The organism is Priestia sp. TRM10, from assembly GCF_057808375.1.
Genome location: NZ_JBJZOT010000002.1, coordinates 637,200 through 654,115, shown reverse-complemented (window position 1 = coordinate 654,115; position 16,916 = coordinate 637,200). Strand labels below are relative to the sequence as shown.

Below are 16,916 nucleotides of genomic sequence, written 5' to 3'. Positions count from 1 at the left end.
GGATGCTAAAGTAGGTTTGAGTTTAGGGGAGAAGGGTGGGCTTTTCAAAGCAATGTGATTACATATACAGTAGTTCTTCGCTTAGAATAATATAAGAGATATAAAATCAGAAACGTTTTCTAAAGAGGATTCGGGATTATATCTCACGAAAAATGGATAAACTCATTTGTTATCATGCAGTCTTTTATGGCGAAGTACTAGAGGAAGCTTGATACACTAAGATGGATAAAAATCTGTATAAAGAAGAATAAATAGAAGGTCCAGCCCTTGTTGCTTAAGGGACTGGACCTTCTTAACTTCAAGAAAAGATTTATGTAAACTAAAATTCTATCTCGTATGCCTCCTTTTTCTGTTTTTTAAATAGATGAAATGATAGATTTGTTATATGTATCCCTTACTATATTTGGTGAAATAGCCTTGTTATGAACAAAGTAGTTCTGTGCTGAAATTCAATTTAGAAAGGTGAGATTCATGTGTTGGGTTTACTTCACCATGTGATTATTTTTCAGGTGTAATAGAGGAAAGCTACAACGAAAGGCTACTTAAGAGCAATAGAAAGAGGAAACCTACATAATGGGGCACAAAATGTCGGATAGCTCATTTTAAATCCTGCTATTCTGATCATAAGGAGGTCATATAAATGAATTTGCTTAGGAATATGAATGGAGCTTTACAATATATCGAAGAGAACCTAACTAACGATGTGGATTTTAGAGAAGTAGCAAGGCGGGCTTTTTGTTCTGAATATCACTTTAAAAGAATGTTTTCTTTCCTAGCGGGCATTACGTTGTCAGAGTACATTCGCCGAAGACGCCTTACTCTTGCAGCATTCGACCTTAAAAATAGTAACATGAAAGTTATTGATGTTGCGATAAAATACCAATACAATTCACCGGATTCTTTCACAAGAGCTTTTCAAAACTTACATGGTATAACTCCTTCAGAAGCTAAAAAGAATGGCCATTCACTTAAAGCCTATCCACGAATGACCTTCGAGTTATCAATTAAAGGAGGAAATGAAATGAACTATCGAATTGAAGAAAAAGAGGCATTTTGTATAGTGGGTATTAAGGAAAGAGTCCCGATCATATTTCACGGAGTTAACCCACATATTGCTGCTATGTGGGAAAGTTTAAATGAAGAAACGATAAATAAACTCAAAAACCTTTCTAATGTCGAACCATTAGGACTGCTTAGCGCATCCATGAATTTTTCTGAGGGGCGAATGGAGGAAAAAGGAGAGCTTGACCATTATATTGGTGTGGCAACAACAAAGGAATGTCTAGATAATCTGACAAGACTTGAAGTACCTGCTTTAACATGGGCGGTGTTCGAAGCAGTTGGGCCATTCCCAAGGACATTACAAGATGTATGGGGACGAATTTATTCTGAATGGTTTCCATCCTCAAATTATGAACAAGTAGAAGGACCAGAAATTTTATGGAATGAACATAAAGATGTAACGTCACCCACTTTTAAAAGTGAGATATGGATACCTGTGTTAAAAAATAAGGATGATAGAGGCGTGTAATAAATATTTTCAACAGAGAGAAGGTTACGAATATAATCTTCTCTTCTAATTTATAGCTTTCTGTAAGCAGCGTGATATGAACTAAAATTGTAAATGGTATACACTTATGTAAAGAAAGATGGCCTATAGCAACTTGAAGAATTTTCTCAAGGTACTAGACCTTAAAAAGATTTAACCATCTAATTTTTTACGATCTTCTGCTCTAGGTGGTTCTTCCATCCACTTATGATCAATCATACTTTTTCCAATACGACTATATATCCATAAACTATTCAGTCCAGCCTTTTCACAGTGTGCTGAAATATCGGCTCTCATACTTGAAATGACAGAAGCATTATAGTAAGTTACGGCTACTCCAAAAAGGAACCCAGTTTGAAGAAGGATCAGTTTGTCTGAAAAAGGAGACGCCGTGGAATTTGTAACTTCTGTCTCCAATGATTGAGGAAGATGAAGGTTGTCCTTGATTAGTAACGATGAGAATCCTTCGATATGTTTATTTTTTACTTGTAGGCTTTTTTCCAATAGGTTACGTACTGTTGGGTCTTTAGCGACTTGTTTGAAAGCAAATATTAGGGCCTTTGCAGTTATGGCTTTGCTTAAATTATAATAAATATGCCCGCTTTCAATGGAATTCATAGGTCTACGTTTACCTAAGATATTTGTGACATACTTGTAGTTATTTATAATCTTAACTTTCTTTGGTGTTACATATGTAGGTGGTCGTTGATAAAGTTGTTTTGAGATAAGAAGATCTTTCGCTTTTTTATAAATCTCCATCGCATCAAGATTACATTGTTGATAAAATTCGACGATATCTTCCCGTATGGAAGCTGTAAACGATAAACTATATTCGTTAAGACCATGAGTAGTCATTATATGAAGGTATTTAAGACACAGAACGTCTGTAAATAGAGGAGGAGCATCTAGATTTACATCCTCTTCTGTAAATCCATTAGGAATTGGGAATTTTTCTTGGTTAAATAAATTTTCTAAGGTTTCGATATGTTGAGATGAAATTTTTAAGGCTAATTGAAAGAGCTGATGTATTTCAGGATCCTGGATTGTTTGAAGCATGTATTTATTTACACATGCAGATAAGGTTTCACGGATATAGTGGGCCCACAAATTTGCGATTTCAGCCGATGTTAAATGGTTATTCTCTTGCAATTTCTTTTTCCTCCGTATAAAAACTGTTTTTTCATAGTTTGCCCTCCTTTTGAGCTTTCATACAGATTCGCTTTTTTGATAACATGTCTGATTATCGCGGTTATGGTAACTAAAAGCCTATAGGTGGACATCTAAAAAAGAAGAAACTTATTAGGAGGAGGAGGGGATTTTTAGATATTCATGTGATTAGTCGAGGTCTCACAGAGCCTTTGAGTAGTTTATCTAGAATATATATTCGTTCACGTTTTTATGAGACCGAGTAGTACATAAGAGTTATTTGCCGAAGTTAAAAAAAGCACACCTTATTTGGGGCGTACTCTATCTATATAATAAAACAAAATCTAATAAAAGTCTACAATTCTATATTTTTTTATATTATAGTTTGATTACTGAATTCAGTGGTACCCATGGGTAAATATAAGATTGAAAGGAATTTGTCTATGACACACAAGCATACTCCTGTTTTAATAGTGGGGGGAGGCCTCAGTGGGCTCACTTCTGCTCTTTTTTTAGCACGTTATAACATTGATTATTTACTCATTGAAAAGCATTCTAGTACGGCTATACATCCAAAAGCTGGAGGAATTACGTTTCGTACGATGGAGTTATTTCGACAACTTGGATTAGAGTCAGCTATTCGTACTGCTAGTAAACCGTTAGATCATATTCGTGGAAGGATTGCTGTGGAAACACTCCAAAATATAGACCTAGCGGAGTTGAAAAAGGTAGAGAGTGTACAAAAGGCAACTGACGAAAGAGTAGCTAAAAGTATTGAAAAAATTAGTCCTTCAAAGGCAGCATCGTGTTATCAAACAGAGATAGAGCCTATCCTTCTTCAAGCTATTGAACAAAGAAAAGGGCATATACGCTTTAATACTGAACTTATAAAATACCAACAGGATGATTTAGGGGTTACCGCGATTATAAGGGATCGAGAGACAGGAAAAGAAGAAGTAATTCGAAGTGATTATTTAGTAGCGGCAGATGGTGCTAAAAGCTCAATTCGTAAACATACGAACATTCCAACAACGGGAAGAGGAGTAATAGGCGGCCATTATATGAATATCCATTTTCAGGCGAATCTCAGTCATTTTCTGAAAGGTAGCCAGTTTGGTTTCTATCAAATTCTAAATCCAGAAGTATTTGGTGCGCTAATTACAGTTAATAATGGCGATGAATGGATTTACCATGTAGCTTATGATCCTTCAAAGGGACAGTGCCCAGAGGATTTTTCCGAAGATGAGTGCTATAAGATTATAACAAAAGCTATAGGAGTTTCAAATCTTGATATTGTTATTTTAAGTATTTTACCTTGGGCAGCTGTAGAAAGGACAGCTACTCGTTTTCAGGATAAGCGAGTCTTTCTAGTTGGAGATGCAGCGCACCTTATGCCGCCTACCGGAGGGTTTGGTTCAAATACAGGGATTCAAGATGCTCATAACTTAGCTTGGAAACTGGCAGCAGTCATCCAAAAACAAGCACATCCAAGATTGCTCCAAACTTATCATGATGAAAGATATCATGTTGTAAAAGAAACAACGAAATATGCCAGTGATTTGTTATTTAGTGCTGTGAATAAAGGGGTAAGCAATCTTAATAATATGGATCATCTTGCAATTACAGTAGGATATAAATATAGCTCAGGAGCCATCAGTGAGGAAAAACTCAATCCACATAGAATGGATCGATTAGAGCTAAAAGGACAACCAGGTACACGTGCTCCTCATATGTGGTTGAAGTATGGAGATAAGTATATATCTACCTTAGATTTAATAGGTGAAAATTTTGTTCTATTAACGGGCGAAGATAATAAATGTTGGCGCACTGCTGCTGAGAATGTAGCTTCTCACCTAGGTATTTGTATTGATGTTTATGGCATTGGTTCAGAGAGTGATTTGGTTGAGTATGAGGGGAATTGGGAAGCAGTGTACAATGTTTCCTCTCAAGGGGCTGTATTAATAAGACCAGATGGTTTTGTAGCATGGCGTACAGAAGAGGGAATAGTGAATCCTAACTTAATACTTAAACAAGTTATGACTACAATTCTAGGGTAAGACAGTGAAACAATATAGGTCCTACACAATAGGAAACTGATAAGCTTCCTCAGTATAAATTAGAAAAAGCAGGCAGTTTCCTAGAGATACTGCCTGCTTTTTACACCGTAAGTTAATAAAGCAATCATTCTATTTTGAAGTATTCTCTACTTATGCTGTTCTAACGATTGATTTAAATCAAGTATAAGAGATCATCACTAGCTTCTGTACCAGTGGATAGGCGGGGTCTTACACCAGAAGCCCTTTGCTGTTCTTCAGTGACCTGTTAATGTTGGATAACAAGTGATTTAGAATCTCCACCATTAGCTAAATGTGAAACCCGTTTTAAAGAATGTATACATATTGATCCTACATGCCACTTAGTTCATCATAGTGAAGCTCAACAGGTGCTTTCTTAAAGAAACGCGTTGTACTAGTTAGATAAACTACCCCTAACAAAGTCCAAATGCCTCCGATAAGTAAAGAAAAAGGGTTAAGACTTATCCAGAGAAAACCAGTAAAAACTAGGCCAAGGAAAGGGAATAGGAAATTCTCCAAAAAAGCGGGTTTCTTTTTCCTCTTAAAATATGCATATAAAACACAGATGTTAACAAAAGTGAAAGCCGAGAAAGCTCCAAAATTAACGAGTGCTGTTGCCTTTTCTAAATCTAAAAAAAGCGCAGTTGCTGCTAGTAATCCCACTATTAGAATATTAAAAAGGGGTGTTTTAGAACGAGGGTGCAAATAAGAGAATACTCTCTTAGGCAATGCCCCATCTCGTCCCATCGCATATAAAAATCTTGATGCGACTAACTGTGATGCTAATCCAGAAGCAATGCAAGATAATAAAGCTGCTCCTAAAAAGAAAGCAAGAAACAAGTTCCCACCTAAATGAACGGCAATTTCGGGAGAAGCTGCTTCATAATTATTAAACTGACTAGCATTCGGAAAAAGAGATTGCATAAGATAGGTAACAGTAACGAAAAAGACTAGTCCACCTATTGCTAGTAAGATAATAGCTTTTGGAATCGTTTTTTCTGGCCGGATTGTTTCATCACATAGATTTGTGATGGCATCAAAGCCTACAAAAGATAACGTAAGGAGAGCTGCTCCAGGAAGTAGAGTAGGAAATTCATTAGGTGTTGGCAATAAATCATGAATAGGCATAAATTGAGCTGATGTATTTAATAAATCTTTGAGACAAAGACCTATAAAAACTATTACAACAATGAATTGTAGGATAACAAGCCAAGTATTTAGGGTTGTCGCTATTTTGATTCCTACACAGTTCATTAAAGTAATAAAAGTAATTAATGAAATGATCCACACCCACTTTGGAACATTTGGAAACCCTGATGATAAATAAACGCTAGCTAGTAAAGCATTAATCATAGGTAAGGCTAAATAAGCGATAAAGGATACCCATCCAACCAAGATTGCGGCATAAGGGTGAATAATTCTCTTTGTATATAAATACACAGAACCTGCTATTGGATACTTTTGCACAAGTTTCCGATAACTAAGAGCTGTAAATAAAATGGAGATAAACACAATAAAATAAGCAAGGGGAACAAGTCCAGTTGTAACATGTGAGACAATACCAAAAGTATCAAATACGGCAAAAGGAGCCATATAAGCAAAACCGATTGCTACTACATGTTTCATCCTCAATTGACGATCCGGAGCTACTTGTTTAGTTGAATTATTCATCCAAGGATAACCTCTCTAATCTAAATTTACCCAAACACTTTTAACTTCTGTATAATTTTCTAATGCATACGATCCCATTTCTCTTCCATATCCTGATTGTTTGTAACCTCCAAAAGGAACAGCTGCATTCGTAAGATTATAACAGTTGACCCATACGGTTCCGGCCTTTAATTTACTTGCTAATTGGTGGGCGTTTTTTACATTTTCTGTCCATATTCCAGCTGCTAATCCGTAAATTGAGTTATTAGCTTTAGACACAACATCTTCTAGTGTATCATAAGGGATAACGACAACAACAGGACCAAATATCTCTTCTTTCGCAATCGTCATTTCATCATCTACGTCAGTAAAAACAGTAGGAGTAATAAAGCAACCTTTGGCTAACTTTTGGCCACCAGCTAATAGTGTTGCGCCTTCATTAACTCCTTTCTCGATGTAGGAAAGAACTGTATCTTGTTGTTTTTTCGATACTAAGGGGCCCATCTCCGTATCTTCTTCTAAACCATTTCCTAATTTCACATTTTCAGCATAATGTTTTAACTCTTGAACAACGAGGTCATAAGAATCTTTTTGAACATAGACTCTAGACCCGGCACAACAAACTTGCCCTTGGTTAGCCATAATTCCAGAAAATACACCAGGTATAGCTTTTGTTAAGTCTGCATCAGGTAAGATAATGTTAGGAGACTTTCCTCCTAATTCTAATGTTACGCGCTTTAGTGTTTGTGCGGCCTTCTGCATAATTGCTTTCCCGACAGCGGTAGAGCCTGTAAAAGCAATCTTATCGACATCAGGGTGCTGTACAAGTGCTTCACCTGTGATAGAACCCTTTCCATTTATAATGTTTACAACTCCCTTTGGAAAACCAGCTTCTTCAATTAATTTAGCAAGATATAAAGCTGAAAGGGGAGTCTGCTCTGCAGGCTTCAATATGACCGTACATCCAGTAGCTAAAGCAGGTGCAATCTTCCAAATAGCCATCATAATAGGAAAGTTCCAAGGGATAATTTGTCCGACAACGCCGACTGGTTCATGCTGTGTATAAGTGAAATATTGAGGAGACATAGGAATCGTTTGTCCACCCCATTTTGTTGTCCATCCTGCATAATAACGAAGCTGCTCAATAGCGTTTGGTAAGTCATTACCTAGCATTTCTGCAATAGGTTTCCCATTATCTAATGTATCGATTTCTGCTAAAATACGAATATCTCTTTCCATTAAGTTTGCTAACTTATATAAATATTGACCACGAATTGAACCATCCATCCGAGCCCATTCTCCGTTTTCGAATGCAGATCGAGCTGCATAAACAGCTCGATCTACATCTTCTTCCGTTGCCTCAGCAACCCGAGCGAGAAGTTCTCCGGTAGCTGGATTAAATGTTTCAAAAGTACCAGTCATAGGGGAAGAATACCATTCCCCATTAATAAAAAGTGTTTTAGGTTCTTCTAAGAAATCTAATACTTCTTTTGTTATGTTCAACACGAGTGTTTCCTCCTTATAGACCAAGTCGTTTTGAATAAGCAGAGAGTGATTCATCTACAATTGAGATAATTGTCTCGATATCCTCTTGTTGTGAGATAAGAGGGGGAGCAATAGCTACAATGTTCATCCCAGGTTCGAAATCAAATCCTCTAATAAGCAATCCACGTTTTTTACATTCTTCCACAATACTCATTGCGGCAGCTTCCTCTGGTGTAAAGGTGATGTTTTGCTCAGGATCTTTCATTAAATCAAATCCTGTTAACAACCCTCGTCCTCGACCATTATGAAAGAAGTGATATTTATCACTGAGATAATCAAATCCTTTTAAAAGAAGTTTCCCCATTTGATCAGCTTGATCAATGAGATTTTCCCTTTCAATAATTTCAAGATTTTTCAAGCCAACTGCGCATGCTGTAGGATGACCACTATAGGTAAATCCGTGGGCAAGCATATCTGGTACTTCACATATAGCATCCATAATAGGGGTGCGCATTACAACCGCTCCAAGTTGAGCATATCCACTTGTAATTCCTTTTGCTACAGACATGAAGTCAGGAACAATGTCCCAATGATTTACACCGAAGGAACGACCAGTACGACCAAATCCACAAATGACTTCATCAGCAATAAGGAGAATATTTTTCTCATCACACAATTTACGGACAGCCTGTAAATAATCTTCTGGAGGGACGTGGACGCCACCAGCACCTTGAATAGGTTCTATAATAACAGCTGCTACATGATTAGCGCCTTCTCGCTCAATAGTGCCACGAATACTATTTTGATAAGAAGGATGATTAATATCACCAAGTTCACAAGAAGTTAAATGGGGTTCTGCATTTATGATGTCGGGATCTCCCGAGCCTGAAAATGCACGATATACTTCAATACCTGTAGCTCTTTGAGCAGCAACTGTTACACCATGATAGCCTCTTTTTAATGAAATAATTTTCTTTTTGTTTGCTAATCCTTTTCTTTCCCAATAAAAACGAGCCAATTTAAAAGCTGTATCATTAGATTCAGAACCCCCGGAGGTGTAGAATACGCTGTCTAAGTCACCTGGTGTCATCGAAGTAATTTTCTCGGCAAGTTTCACGGCCGGTTCATTTGAATATCCATAAAACATTGAGCTGTAAGCTAGCTTTTGCATTTGATCGAAGCTAACTAGTGCTAACTCTTTATTACCGTGTCCTACGTTTACATTCCATAGCATAGACACACCATCAATATATTTGTTGTTATCCATATCAAAGATATGAAGTCCTTCACCTCGCTCAAAAATAATCGTAGGTCCATTATTTCGATTAAAGGCAGGGGACGTAGAAGGATGTAAAATATGTTGTTTATCTAATTCAGCTAGTGTATAAACAGTTTGATTTTTCATTGATATCGCTCCTATTCATTAAATAGTTTTTGGGATTTTTGCCCCAGATAACTGACACACAACATCTAGCAAAAGATTAGCGCCATTTACTAAGTCGTCATCTCTCGTAAATTCCTCTTCATTGTGACTAATGCCGCGATGGCTTGGAACAAATATCATCCCTGTTTTAGCTATTTCAGCCATATACTTGGCATCATGCCCAGGGCCGCTAAACATTCTTTTAGTAGATAAATTTCTCTTCTCTGCACATTTGCTAATTGTTTCAATCACTTTTTCAGAAAAAGTAACGCTATCATTTTCCCATGAGGTATGAAAAGTGAGTTCTACATTGCATAAACCTGAGATTGTACTCAATTGCTGTTTCATTACTTCAAGAGCTCTTTCTCTCTGTTCATCTTCTTCATGGCGAATATCAACAATAAATTCAGCTTTTCCTGAAATAACATTAGGTACGTTAGGATAGACATTTAATTGTCCAACTGTAGTTTTTAAACCTTCATATTCCTGTGCTAATTTATCTATGCTTTCTATCATCTTAGCTGCTGCTACAACTGCATCTTTACGGTTTTCCATTGGTGTTGGACCAGCGTGATTCATCTCACCTTCCACTGTAATACTAATCCAACTAATTCCTTGGATTCCTTCGACAACTCCAATTTCTAATTGTTCTTCTTCAAGAATAGGACCTTGTTCAATATGTAGTTCTATAAAGTATTCCGCTTTTTGTAACCTATTCTCTTTTAGTCCTTTATAACCAATACCTGAAAGTGCATCATGAAACTTTATTCCGTCTTTATCTTGGCGAGAATAAATGAAATCTTTCTCAAATACACCACATACTCCACCAGATCCTAGCATTGGTGGTTCAAATCTTGCTCCTTCTTCATTCGTAAAATTAATAATCTCAATTGGATGATCTGTTTGTACATTTGCCTCATTCAGAGAACGAACAACCTCCAAAGCTGCTAATACACCTAAAATCCCATCAAAACGCCCTCCACAAGGCTGAGTATCGAGATGTGATCCAATGACAATAGGCATTTGATGATGAGATTTTCCCTCACGTCTACCATACATATTGCCAAAATCATCTACTCTAATAGATAATCCTTCTTCTTTAAACCAATTGATTAGTAGATTCCTCATTTGCTTATCGTCTATTGATAAAGCTAAACGATGTAGGCCTCCATTAGGAGTTGCTCCAATTGCTGAACTTTCTTTTATAGACTGGAGCAGTCTTTGTTGATTAATATTTAAACCATTCATATTTGTTAAATCACCTCCGTACTGTAATTAGATGCAAGTATCGTGCCAACATAAAAAGTTAAGGATTAATTGAAATTTTCAAAATAATACTTTAAAATGAATCGATACTGATTCAAATACAAATCGATATCGACTCAGATGGGATTGGAGGGAAAGCTATGAGCCCTGTCTTTTTAAGCTCAGAAATAAAAATGATGCTTGATCAATTAAAAGATGGTATTTATATAGCTAACAAAAATGGAGTAACATTATGGATTAATCAAACAAGTGAAAAACAACTAGGTGTGAAGCGAAAAGATATTATTGGGAAAACAGCTGATGAACTAGAAGCACGAAATTTATTTACTCCTTCCGTAACAAAAATTGTACTAAAGAAAAGAAAAACAATATCGAAAGCTCAAACTTCAAAAGGAATTCAATATTTAGCTACAGGTAGTTTAATTGAATTAGAGGAAACAGGAGAAGAATACGTAATTGTGCATGTTAAAGATATTTCTGAGATGGTTAAAAATGCTTTTAAACTTAAAAAAGCAGAAACTCTTATGAGTCAATACTGGAATGAAATACAGAAAATGAAAAGTGAGAAAAGAGATAAAACAGGAGAAAAGAGACTTATTGGAACAAGTGACGCTCATAATGAAGTAATGGATCTTCTAAGAAGAGTCGCTAATTTTGACGCTACTATTCTATTACAAGGAGAAACAGGAGTCGGAAAAAGCGTGTTCGCAAAAGAAGTCCATGTTCTAAGTGACCGAAGAAATCAGCCATTTGTTCAAGTAAACTGTGGAGCTCTTCCAGCTAATTTAATTGAGTCAGAATTGTTTGGTTATAAGAAAGGAGCTTTTACAGGGGCTAACAGCAGAGGAAAAACAGGTTTAATAGAAGAAGCATCTGGTGGAACCTTATTTTTAGATGAAATTGGTGAATTCCCCCTAGAACTACAGCCTAAACTGCTTCAATTTCTTCAAGACAAGTCGTTTCTTCCGATTGGTTCTACAGTTTTACAGCACTCTGATACAAGGATAATTACAGCAACAAACCAGGATTTACTACAGCTTGTAAAAGAAAAACGTTTTAGAGAAGATCTGTATTATCGGTTAAATGTCATTCCTATAGAGATTCTTTCCCTTAAAGAACGAAGAGAAGATATTCTCCCACTTGCGCATCACTTTCTTCAAACTTATAACTATAAATATCAAAGAAATGTCGTACTATCAAAAGAAGTTCAACCTTTTTTCTATCGTTATAACTGGCCCGGAAATATCCGTGAACTAGAAAATCTTATTGAAAGACTTGTTATTACAGTAAGGCAAGAAAAAATCTTAGAAAATGACTTGCCATACCACATGCTAAAAACTAACGATGAACCAGCTTCATTAGGAGCAGAGGAAGAGGAGTTACAAGGAAAAAGCCTTTCTGAGTATTTAGATAGTATAGAGCGTAAGATGATTTTAAAAGCTTATTCTAAATATAAATCTACTCGTAAAATGGCAGAAAAGCTTGGCTTGACTCAGTCTGCTGTTGTACGTCGAATGAAAAAATATGATATTTCATAACTTTTTATTTACTAATCTCTAAATATTAAATTGAAAATGAATTGGCACAAAACTTGCATTATAAATAACTGTCACAAACTGAAAGGTTTAAGGAGGAATTTACAGTGAGTTTATCAATTACAAATAGTACACCTAAAAAGGACGGGTTTAGAATGCCTGGAGAGTTTGAACAACATGCAGGTACATGGATGTTATGGCCTGTCAGAACAGACACTTGGCGCAATGGAGCAAAACCTGCACAACAAGTTTTCGCTAAAGTAGTAAGTACTATCTCTGAGTTTGAACCTGTTACTGTAGGTGTGAACGCGGAACAGTACGAAAATGCAAGAGCTATGCTTCCTCATCATGTTCGAGTTGTAGAAATCTCTTCAAATGATGCTTGGATGAGAGATATTGGTCCTACATTTGTAAAGAATGAAGAGGGAGTAGTAAGAGGAATAAACTGGGGATTTAATGCTTGGGGAGGACTTCAAGGAGGGTTATACTTTCCATGGGATCTTGATTTAATGGTAAAAAAGAAAGTTCTTGAAATCGAAAATAAAGACTGTTATGAATGTACAGAATTTATCTTAGAAGGTGGATCTATTACTGTAGACGGAGAAGGAACTTTAATTACAACAGAGCAATGTCTATTAAACAAAAATCGCAACCCACATCTTTCTAAAAGTGAAATTGAAGATAAATTAAAGGAGTATTTAAACATTGAAAAAGTAATATGGCTTAAAGATGGACTGATAGGAGATGAAACAGATGGACATGTAGATGACTTGGCTTTTTTTGTTCGTCCAGGAGAAGTTGCTATCGGCTGGACAGAAGATGTTAATCATCCTCAATACCATGTTCATCAGGAAGCATATAAAATACTAAAAGAAGCTACAGATGCAAAGGGCAGATCTTTAACCATTCATAAAATTGAATTACCTAATGAACTCATTCTCTCAAAAGAAGCAAGTGAGAATATCGATTTTGCATCATCTAGTTATAAACGTGAAGAAGGCATGCCTTTTGTCGCCACATATATTAATTGCTATCTATGCAACGGAGCTGTAATTGTTCCTTCATTTGATGATCCAAGTGATGATAAAGCTCGAAAGAAATTTGAAGAAATTTATCCAGATCGAAAAGTCATCTTAATAGATACACGTGAGCTTCCGATAGCTGGAGGAAATATTCATTGTATTACACAACAACAACCTGCATCTATGTTTCAGAAAAATTATTAAATAAAAACCATATTAAAAGTTAATTTGTCATCTTATCTATGTAAGGCAAGATGACAAATTTCAACATAAAATATCCCTATATGCTATTCTTAGAATGGAAGACAGCAAAACAACCAGCTGTATTTCTCTTTAAATGCCTTACAATAGTATTTCTTAATTAAATACACTCAATTAAGTGATTAGTCATAAATCAACATCCTGCCTATACTAACTAACGGTAGTTAATATGAGGTAGGGTGTTATGTCTAGAACAAAAATAAATGATGATCTACGCCTATACACCTACTTATAAAATCTTATCCTGTAAAAACAAGCATATTCTAGCTTCCTTATTAAAAAACTCTCATTTTTTTCGTAGTATATAAATAATTATCATCGTTTTGATAATCATGGGGATGTCATTTTAGTCTTTACATAAAAAGAGATTTATATAGATTTAAAGACATTACCGTATGAAGGAGGAGAGTGTTATGACAAAAGAAACATCTGAGCTGAAACCTTTGTTGAATACAAGGCATATCGTTTTATTTGGTCTGTCTTTTATGGCTCCTATTACTGTTTTTAGCACATATGGCATCGCTATTAATCAAACGAAAGGGATGGTGCCAACAGCTTATATTATTGCTTTAACGGTCATCTTATTCACGGCTTATAGTTACGCCAAAATGGTTAAAGTTTATCCTGCGACTGGTTCTGCTTATGCTTTTGTTCAGAAAGGGATCAATTCACATCTTGGTTTTCTAGTAGGGTGGGTCATCTTGCTAGATTATATGTTTAGCCCTATGATTAGTTCCTTACTTTTTGGAACTATGCTGAATGCGTATTTTCCAAAAGTTCCAATTGAACTTTGCATTGTATTTTTTGTGATAGTTGTGACGGTAGTTAACATTTTGGGAATTAAAATTGCCACAAATGTAAATACCTTTCTTGTCTTTTTCCAAATCTCTTTCATTCTCATTTTTAGTTTCTTTTGTATACAGGGATTGATGGCAGGAAAGGGGGCAGGGGAACTATTTACGAGAGAACCTTTTTATAGTTCAAGTGTTGATTGGAATAATATTCTACCTGTTGTTCCTCTCCTATGTTTTAGTTTTCTTGGATTTGATGCGGTTACTACGTTGGCTGAAGAGACTAAAAATCCTAAAAAAGCACTTCCAAAGGCTATTTTCGCTATTACATTAATAGGAGGGCTACTCTTCGTCATCGCAACTTATTTTGCACAGGCTATATTTCCAAAGTTTAGTACGTTTCAAAATCCTGATACAGCTATAGTAGATGTCATAAAATATGTTGGAGGTAATTTTCTGAATAGTCTGTTTGTTTCTGTTGTATTAACTTCTTCAATCTCATCTGCCATAGCCTCAGGTACTAGTGGAGCGAGGATATTGTATGCGATGGGGAGGGATAATGTTCTTCCTAAAAAAGTGTTTGGTTATATTTCTTTAACCTTTAAAACACCAATCTATAACTTATTAATAATTGCTTGTATTGCATTAAGTGCCATATTTCTAAGTATAGAAACAGCTACCTCTCTCATTAACTTTGGAGCTCTATTCTCTTTTATGTTTGTGAATATCGCTGTAATTGTTCACTATTTTATAAGAGGAAAGCAAAGGACTCTGAGAAGTGGCATATTTAATTTACTCATTCCTCTAATAGGTGCTGTTATTATTTTGCTGTTTATAACGAAGTTAAATATGTACTCTCTATTATTAGGAGGGATTTGGTTACTGGTTGGCTTTGTTTATTTACTATATTTAACCAAAATGTTTCAAAAGGGTCCTCCAGAATTTGATTTGCAAAACAAAAATATAAGCTCTATGTAGAGCCTATATATAGACATTTATTCATCATCTTATAAGGAAAGAGGTAATTTATATGGGTATGAAAAAAGCAGATATGGTGATTTCAAGTGATGCTCTATTTACAGGACTTACGGAGAAACCAACTTCAGGCTCAATTGCGGTTTTAGATAATAAAATTATAGGGGTAGGGCCAAAAACTGAAATTGAACATCTTATTGGAAATGAGACTAAAATATTAAATTATGGAAATCAGCTCATTATGCCTGGATTTCATGATTTTCACCTTCACATTATGTTTGGTTCATTAAGTATAAATAGTGTTAATCTATCCGACGCTATGTCAGCTGAGGATGTAGCTAAAAAGGTTTGGGAATTCTCAAAAGAATGTGATGAAGGTGAATGGATTATAGGGATGCAATGGGATGCTGGTTATTGGGATGATAAACAAGAACCACATTACAAAATCCTTGATTCTATGATTCCAAATCAACCTGTTGTTCTCTTTCATGCTGAAGGTCATTATACATGGGTAAACAGTAAGGCTATGAGTTTAGCAGAAATTAACGAAGATATAGATGATCCAAGCTTTGGTCGCTTTGAAAGAGATGAAAACGGTTTACTCACAGGGGTTTTATATGAACAAGCTCAACAGGTAGTTCTAAAAGAAGCATTAAAATTAACGCAAAGCAAAAAAGAAACGTTACTAAAAAAATTTTTAGAAATGACTGCTCAATATGGCATTACCTCTGTTAACGACCTATACGCTCCAATAGATGATTTTATTCAAGATTACAGCCTCTATGAAAAACTTGACCAACAAGGAAAATTAACAACTCGATTTCATATTACACCTGAATTAGATGGTGACTTAGAGAAAGCAAAGGTTCTCCGTGATAAATATCAATCAAAAAGCCTTCAATTCTCAGGTCTAAAGCAATTTGTGGATGGAACAGTAACAGGACATACAGCTTATTTTCTAGAACCTTATTCTGATCAACCAGATTCTTATGGACACCCAGCTCTAGATGCGGAAATTTTAGTTAATAGAGTTATCGAGGCAGACAAACTCGGTTTTAGAATAAGGTTTCATGCTATTGGAGATGCTGCAATTCGTTTAGCTTTAGATGCCTTTGAAGAGGCTATCGAAAAGAATGGGAAAAGAGATTCTAGGCATACAATAGAACATATCGAAGTCCTTGATCCTATGGATACGGAACGTTTCTCAAAGTTAGGGGTTATGGCTTCCATGCAACCAGACCATATGGCCGCTTCATCAAGAGATGTGTATTCTGCTATTATCGGTCCTAAAAGGGAGAGAAATATCTTTCAGGCAAAAAATCTTCTAAGATCTGGAGCTCATTTATGTTTGGGAACAGACTATCCCATTTCTATATCACTAAATCCTATGAGACAAATATATACGGCAGTTACCCGAATTGATAATAGTGGGGAGCCACATCATACATGGCTTCCTGAACAAAAGTTGACGATTGGTGAGGCACTAAAAGCCTACACAGCAGGACCAGCATATGGATGTTTTAGGGAACATGAGTTAGGCACAATTGAGGTAGGAAAACTTGCTGATATTATCGTTTTGGATCGGAATCTTTTTGAAGTGCCAACACATGAGATTCTTAAGACTAAAGTGCAACTTACAATAAAGGATGGAAATATTGTTTACGAAAATAAAGAAGTCTCGATTTCTAAACCATCTTCGTAATGAGATGATGTATGATCGCTCTCTATAATGAGCGAG

General features: G+C 35.8%; 11 protein-coding genes. 6 read left to right on the top strand and 5 right to left on the bottom strand.

What is annotated here, in order from left to right; all coding sequences use genetic code 11:
• The first annotated feature begins 640 nt into the window (after positions 1 to 640).
• Positions 641 to 1,531: an AraC family transcriptional regulator gene (locus ACK3CR_RS03310; protein ID WP_488974768.1), complete on the top strand. Its 891-nt coding sequence runs from the start codon at positions 641 to 643 to the stop codon at positions 1,529 to 1,531.
• 171 nt (positions 1,532 to 1,702) lie between these two features.
• On the opposite strand, the gene ACK3CR_RS03305 is transcribed toward ACK3CR_RS03310, so the two are convergent.
• Positions 1,703 to 2,698 carry a DUF3231 family protein gene (locus ACK3CR_RS03305; protein WP_488974767.1) on the bottom strand — a complete coding sequence of 332 codons (996 nt, stop codon included), beginning with the start codon at positions 2,696 to 2,698 and terminating at the stop codon, positions 1,703 to 1,705.
• A 440-nt stretch (positions 2,699 to 3,138) separates the two neighbouring features.
• Here ACK3CR_RS03305 and ACK3CR_RS03300 point away from each other — a divergent pair, with 440 nt between their 5' ends.
• A complete protein-coding gene (locus tag ACK3CR_RS03300; protein WP_488974766.1) occupies positions 3,139 to 4,752 on the top strand; it encodes an FAD-dependent oxidoreductase in 1,614 nt (537 codons plus the stop codon).
• Between the two features lie 348 nt (positions 4,753 to 5,100).
• On the opposite strand, the gene ACK3CR_RS03295 is transcribed toward ACK3CR_RS03300, so the two are convergent.
• Genes ACK3CR_RS03295 through ACK3CR_RS03280 form a run of 4 tightly spaced genes read right to left on the bottom strand, consistent with a single transcriptional unit; the run spans position 5,101 to position 10,576 of the window.
• Positions 5,101 to 6,441, bottom strand: a complete 1,341-nt coding sequence (locus tag ACK3CR_RS03295; RefSeq protein WP_488974765.1) for an APC family permease — start codon at positions 6,439 to 6,441, stop codon at positions 5,101 to 5,103.
• 15 nt (positions 6,442 to 6,456) lie between these two features.
• Entirely contained in the window at positions 6,457 to 7,980 is a 1,524-nt protein-coding gene (locus ACK3CR_RS03290; protein ID WP_243520149.1) for an aldehyde dehydrogenase family protein, read from the bottom strand.
• Positions 7,940 to 9,310 carry an aminotransferase family protein gene (locus ACK3CR_RS03285; RefSeq protein ID WP_488974764.1) on the bottom strand — a complete coding sequence of 457 codons (1,371 nt, stop codon included), beginning with the start codon at positions 9,308 to 9,310 and terminating at the stop codon, positions 7,940 to 7,942. The genes ACK3CR_RS03290 and ACK3CR_RS03285 overlap by 41 nt, the downstream gene beginning before the upstream one ends.
• Before the next feature lie 18 nt (positions 9,311 to 9,328).
• On the bottom strand, positions 9,329 to 10,576 hold the full coding sequence (locus ACK3CR_RS03280) for a M20 family metallo-hydrolase (RefSeq protein WP_328123781.1): 1,248 nt from the start codon (positions 10,574 to 10,576) through the stop codon (positions 9,329 to 9,331).
• Between the two features lie 158 nt (positions 10,577 to 10,734).
• On the opposite strand from ACK3CR_RS03280, the gene ACK3CR_RS03275 reads away from it, so the two are divergent.
• The 4 genes from ACK3CR_RS03275 to ACK3CR_RS03260 all read left to right on the top strand — a co-directional run bounded on the left by ACK3CR_RS03275 (position 10,735) and on the right by ACK3CR_RS03260 (position 16,880).
• Positions 10,735 to 12,132, top strand: a complete 1,398-nt coding sequence (locus ACK3CR_RS03275; RefSeq protein ID WP_328123780.1) for a sigma-54 interaction domain-containing protein — start codon at positions 10,735 to 10,737, stop codon at positions 12,130 to 12,132.
• Between the two features lie 104 nt (positions 12,133 to 12,236).
• Positions 12,237 to 13,355, top strand: coding sequence for an agmatine deiminase (gene aguA, locus ACK3CR_RS03270; RefSeq protein WP_488974763.1), 1,119 nt, complete (start codon positions 12,237 to 12,239; stop codon positions 13,353 to 13,355).
• 470 nt (positions 13,356 to 13,825) lie between these two features.
• On the top strand, positions 13,826 to 15,181 hold the full coding sequence (locus ACK3CR_RS03265) for an APC family permease (protein ID WP_488974762.1): 1,356 nt from the start codon (positions 13,826 to 13,828) through the stop codon (positions 15,179 to 15,181).
• A gap of 52 nt (positions 15,182 to 15,233) precedes the next feature.
• On the top strand, positions 15,234 to 16,880 hold the full coding sequence (locus tag ACK3CR_RS03260) for an amidohydrolase (RefSeq protein WP_430238324.1): 1,647 nt from the start codon (positions 15,234 to 15,236) through the stop codon (positions 16,878 to 16,880).
• The last annotated feature ends 36 nt before the right edge of the window (positions 16,881 to 16,916 follow it).

Bases quoted from the DNA above. Each gene is read 5' to 3' on its own strand.
- ACK3CR_RS03310 (WP_488974768.1), top strand. From the start codon at position 641: ATGAATTTGCTTAGGAATATGAATGGAGCTTTACAATATATCGAAGAG.
- ACK3CR_RS03300 (WP_488974766.1), top strand. From the start codon at position 3,139: ATGACACACAAGCATACTCCTGTTTTAATAGTGGGGGGAGGCCTCAGT.
- ACK3CR_RS03295 (WP_488974765.1), bottom strand. From the start codon at position 6,441: ATGAATAATTCAACTAAACAAGTAGCTCCGGATCGTCAATTGAGGATG.
- ACK3CR_RS03290 (WP_243520149.1), bottom strand. From the start codon at position 7,980: ATGAATCACTCTCTGCTTATTCAAAACGACTTGGTCTATAAGGAGGAA.
- ACK3CR_RS03285 (WP_488974764.1), bottom strand. From the start codon at position 9,310: ATGAAAAATCAAACTGTTTATACACTAGCTGAATTAGATAAACAACAT.
- ACK3CR_RS03280 (WP_328123781.1), bottom strand. From the start codon at position 10,576: ATGAATGGTTTAAATATTAATCAACAAAGACTGCTCCAGTCTATAAAA.
- ACK3CR_RS03275 (WP_328123780.1), top strand. From the start codon at position 10,735: ATGAGCCCTGTCTTTTTAAGCTCAGAAATAAAAATGATGCTTGATCAA.
- ACK3CR_RS03265 (WP_488974762.1), top strand. From the start codon at position 13,826: ATGACAAAAGAAACATCTGAGCTGAAACCTTTGTTGAATACAAGGCAT.
- ACK3CR_RS03260 (WP_430238324.1), top strand. From the start codon at position 15,234: ATGGGTATGAAAAAAGCAGATATGGTGATTTCAAGTGATGCTCTATTT.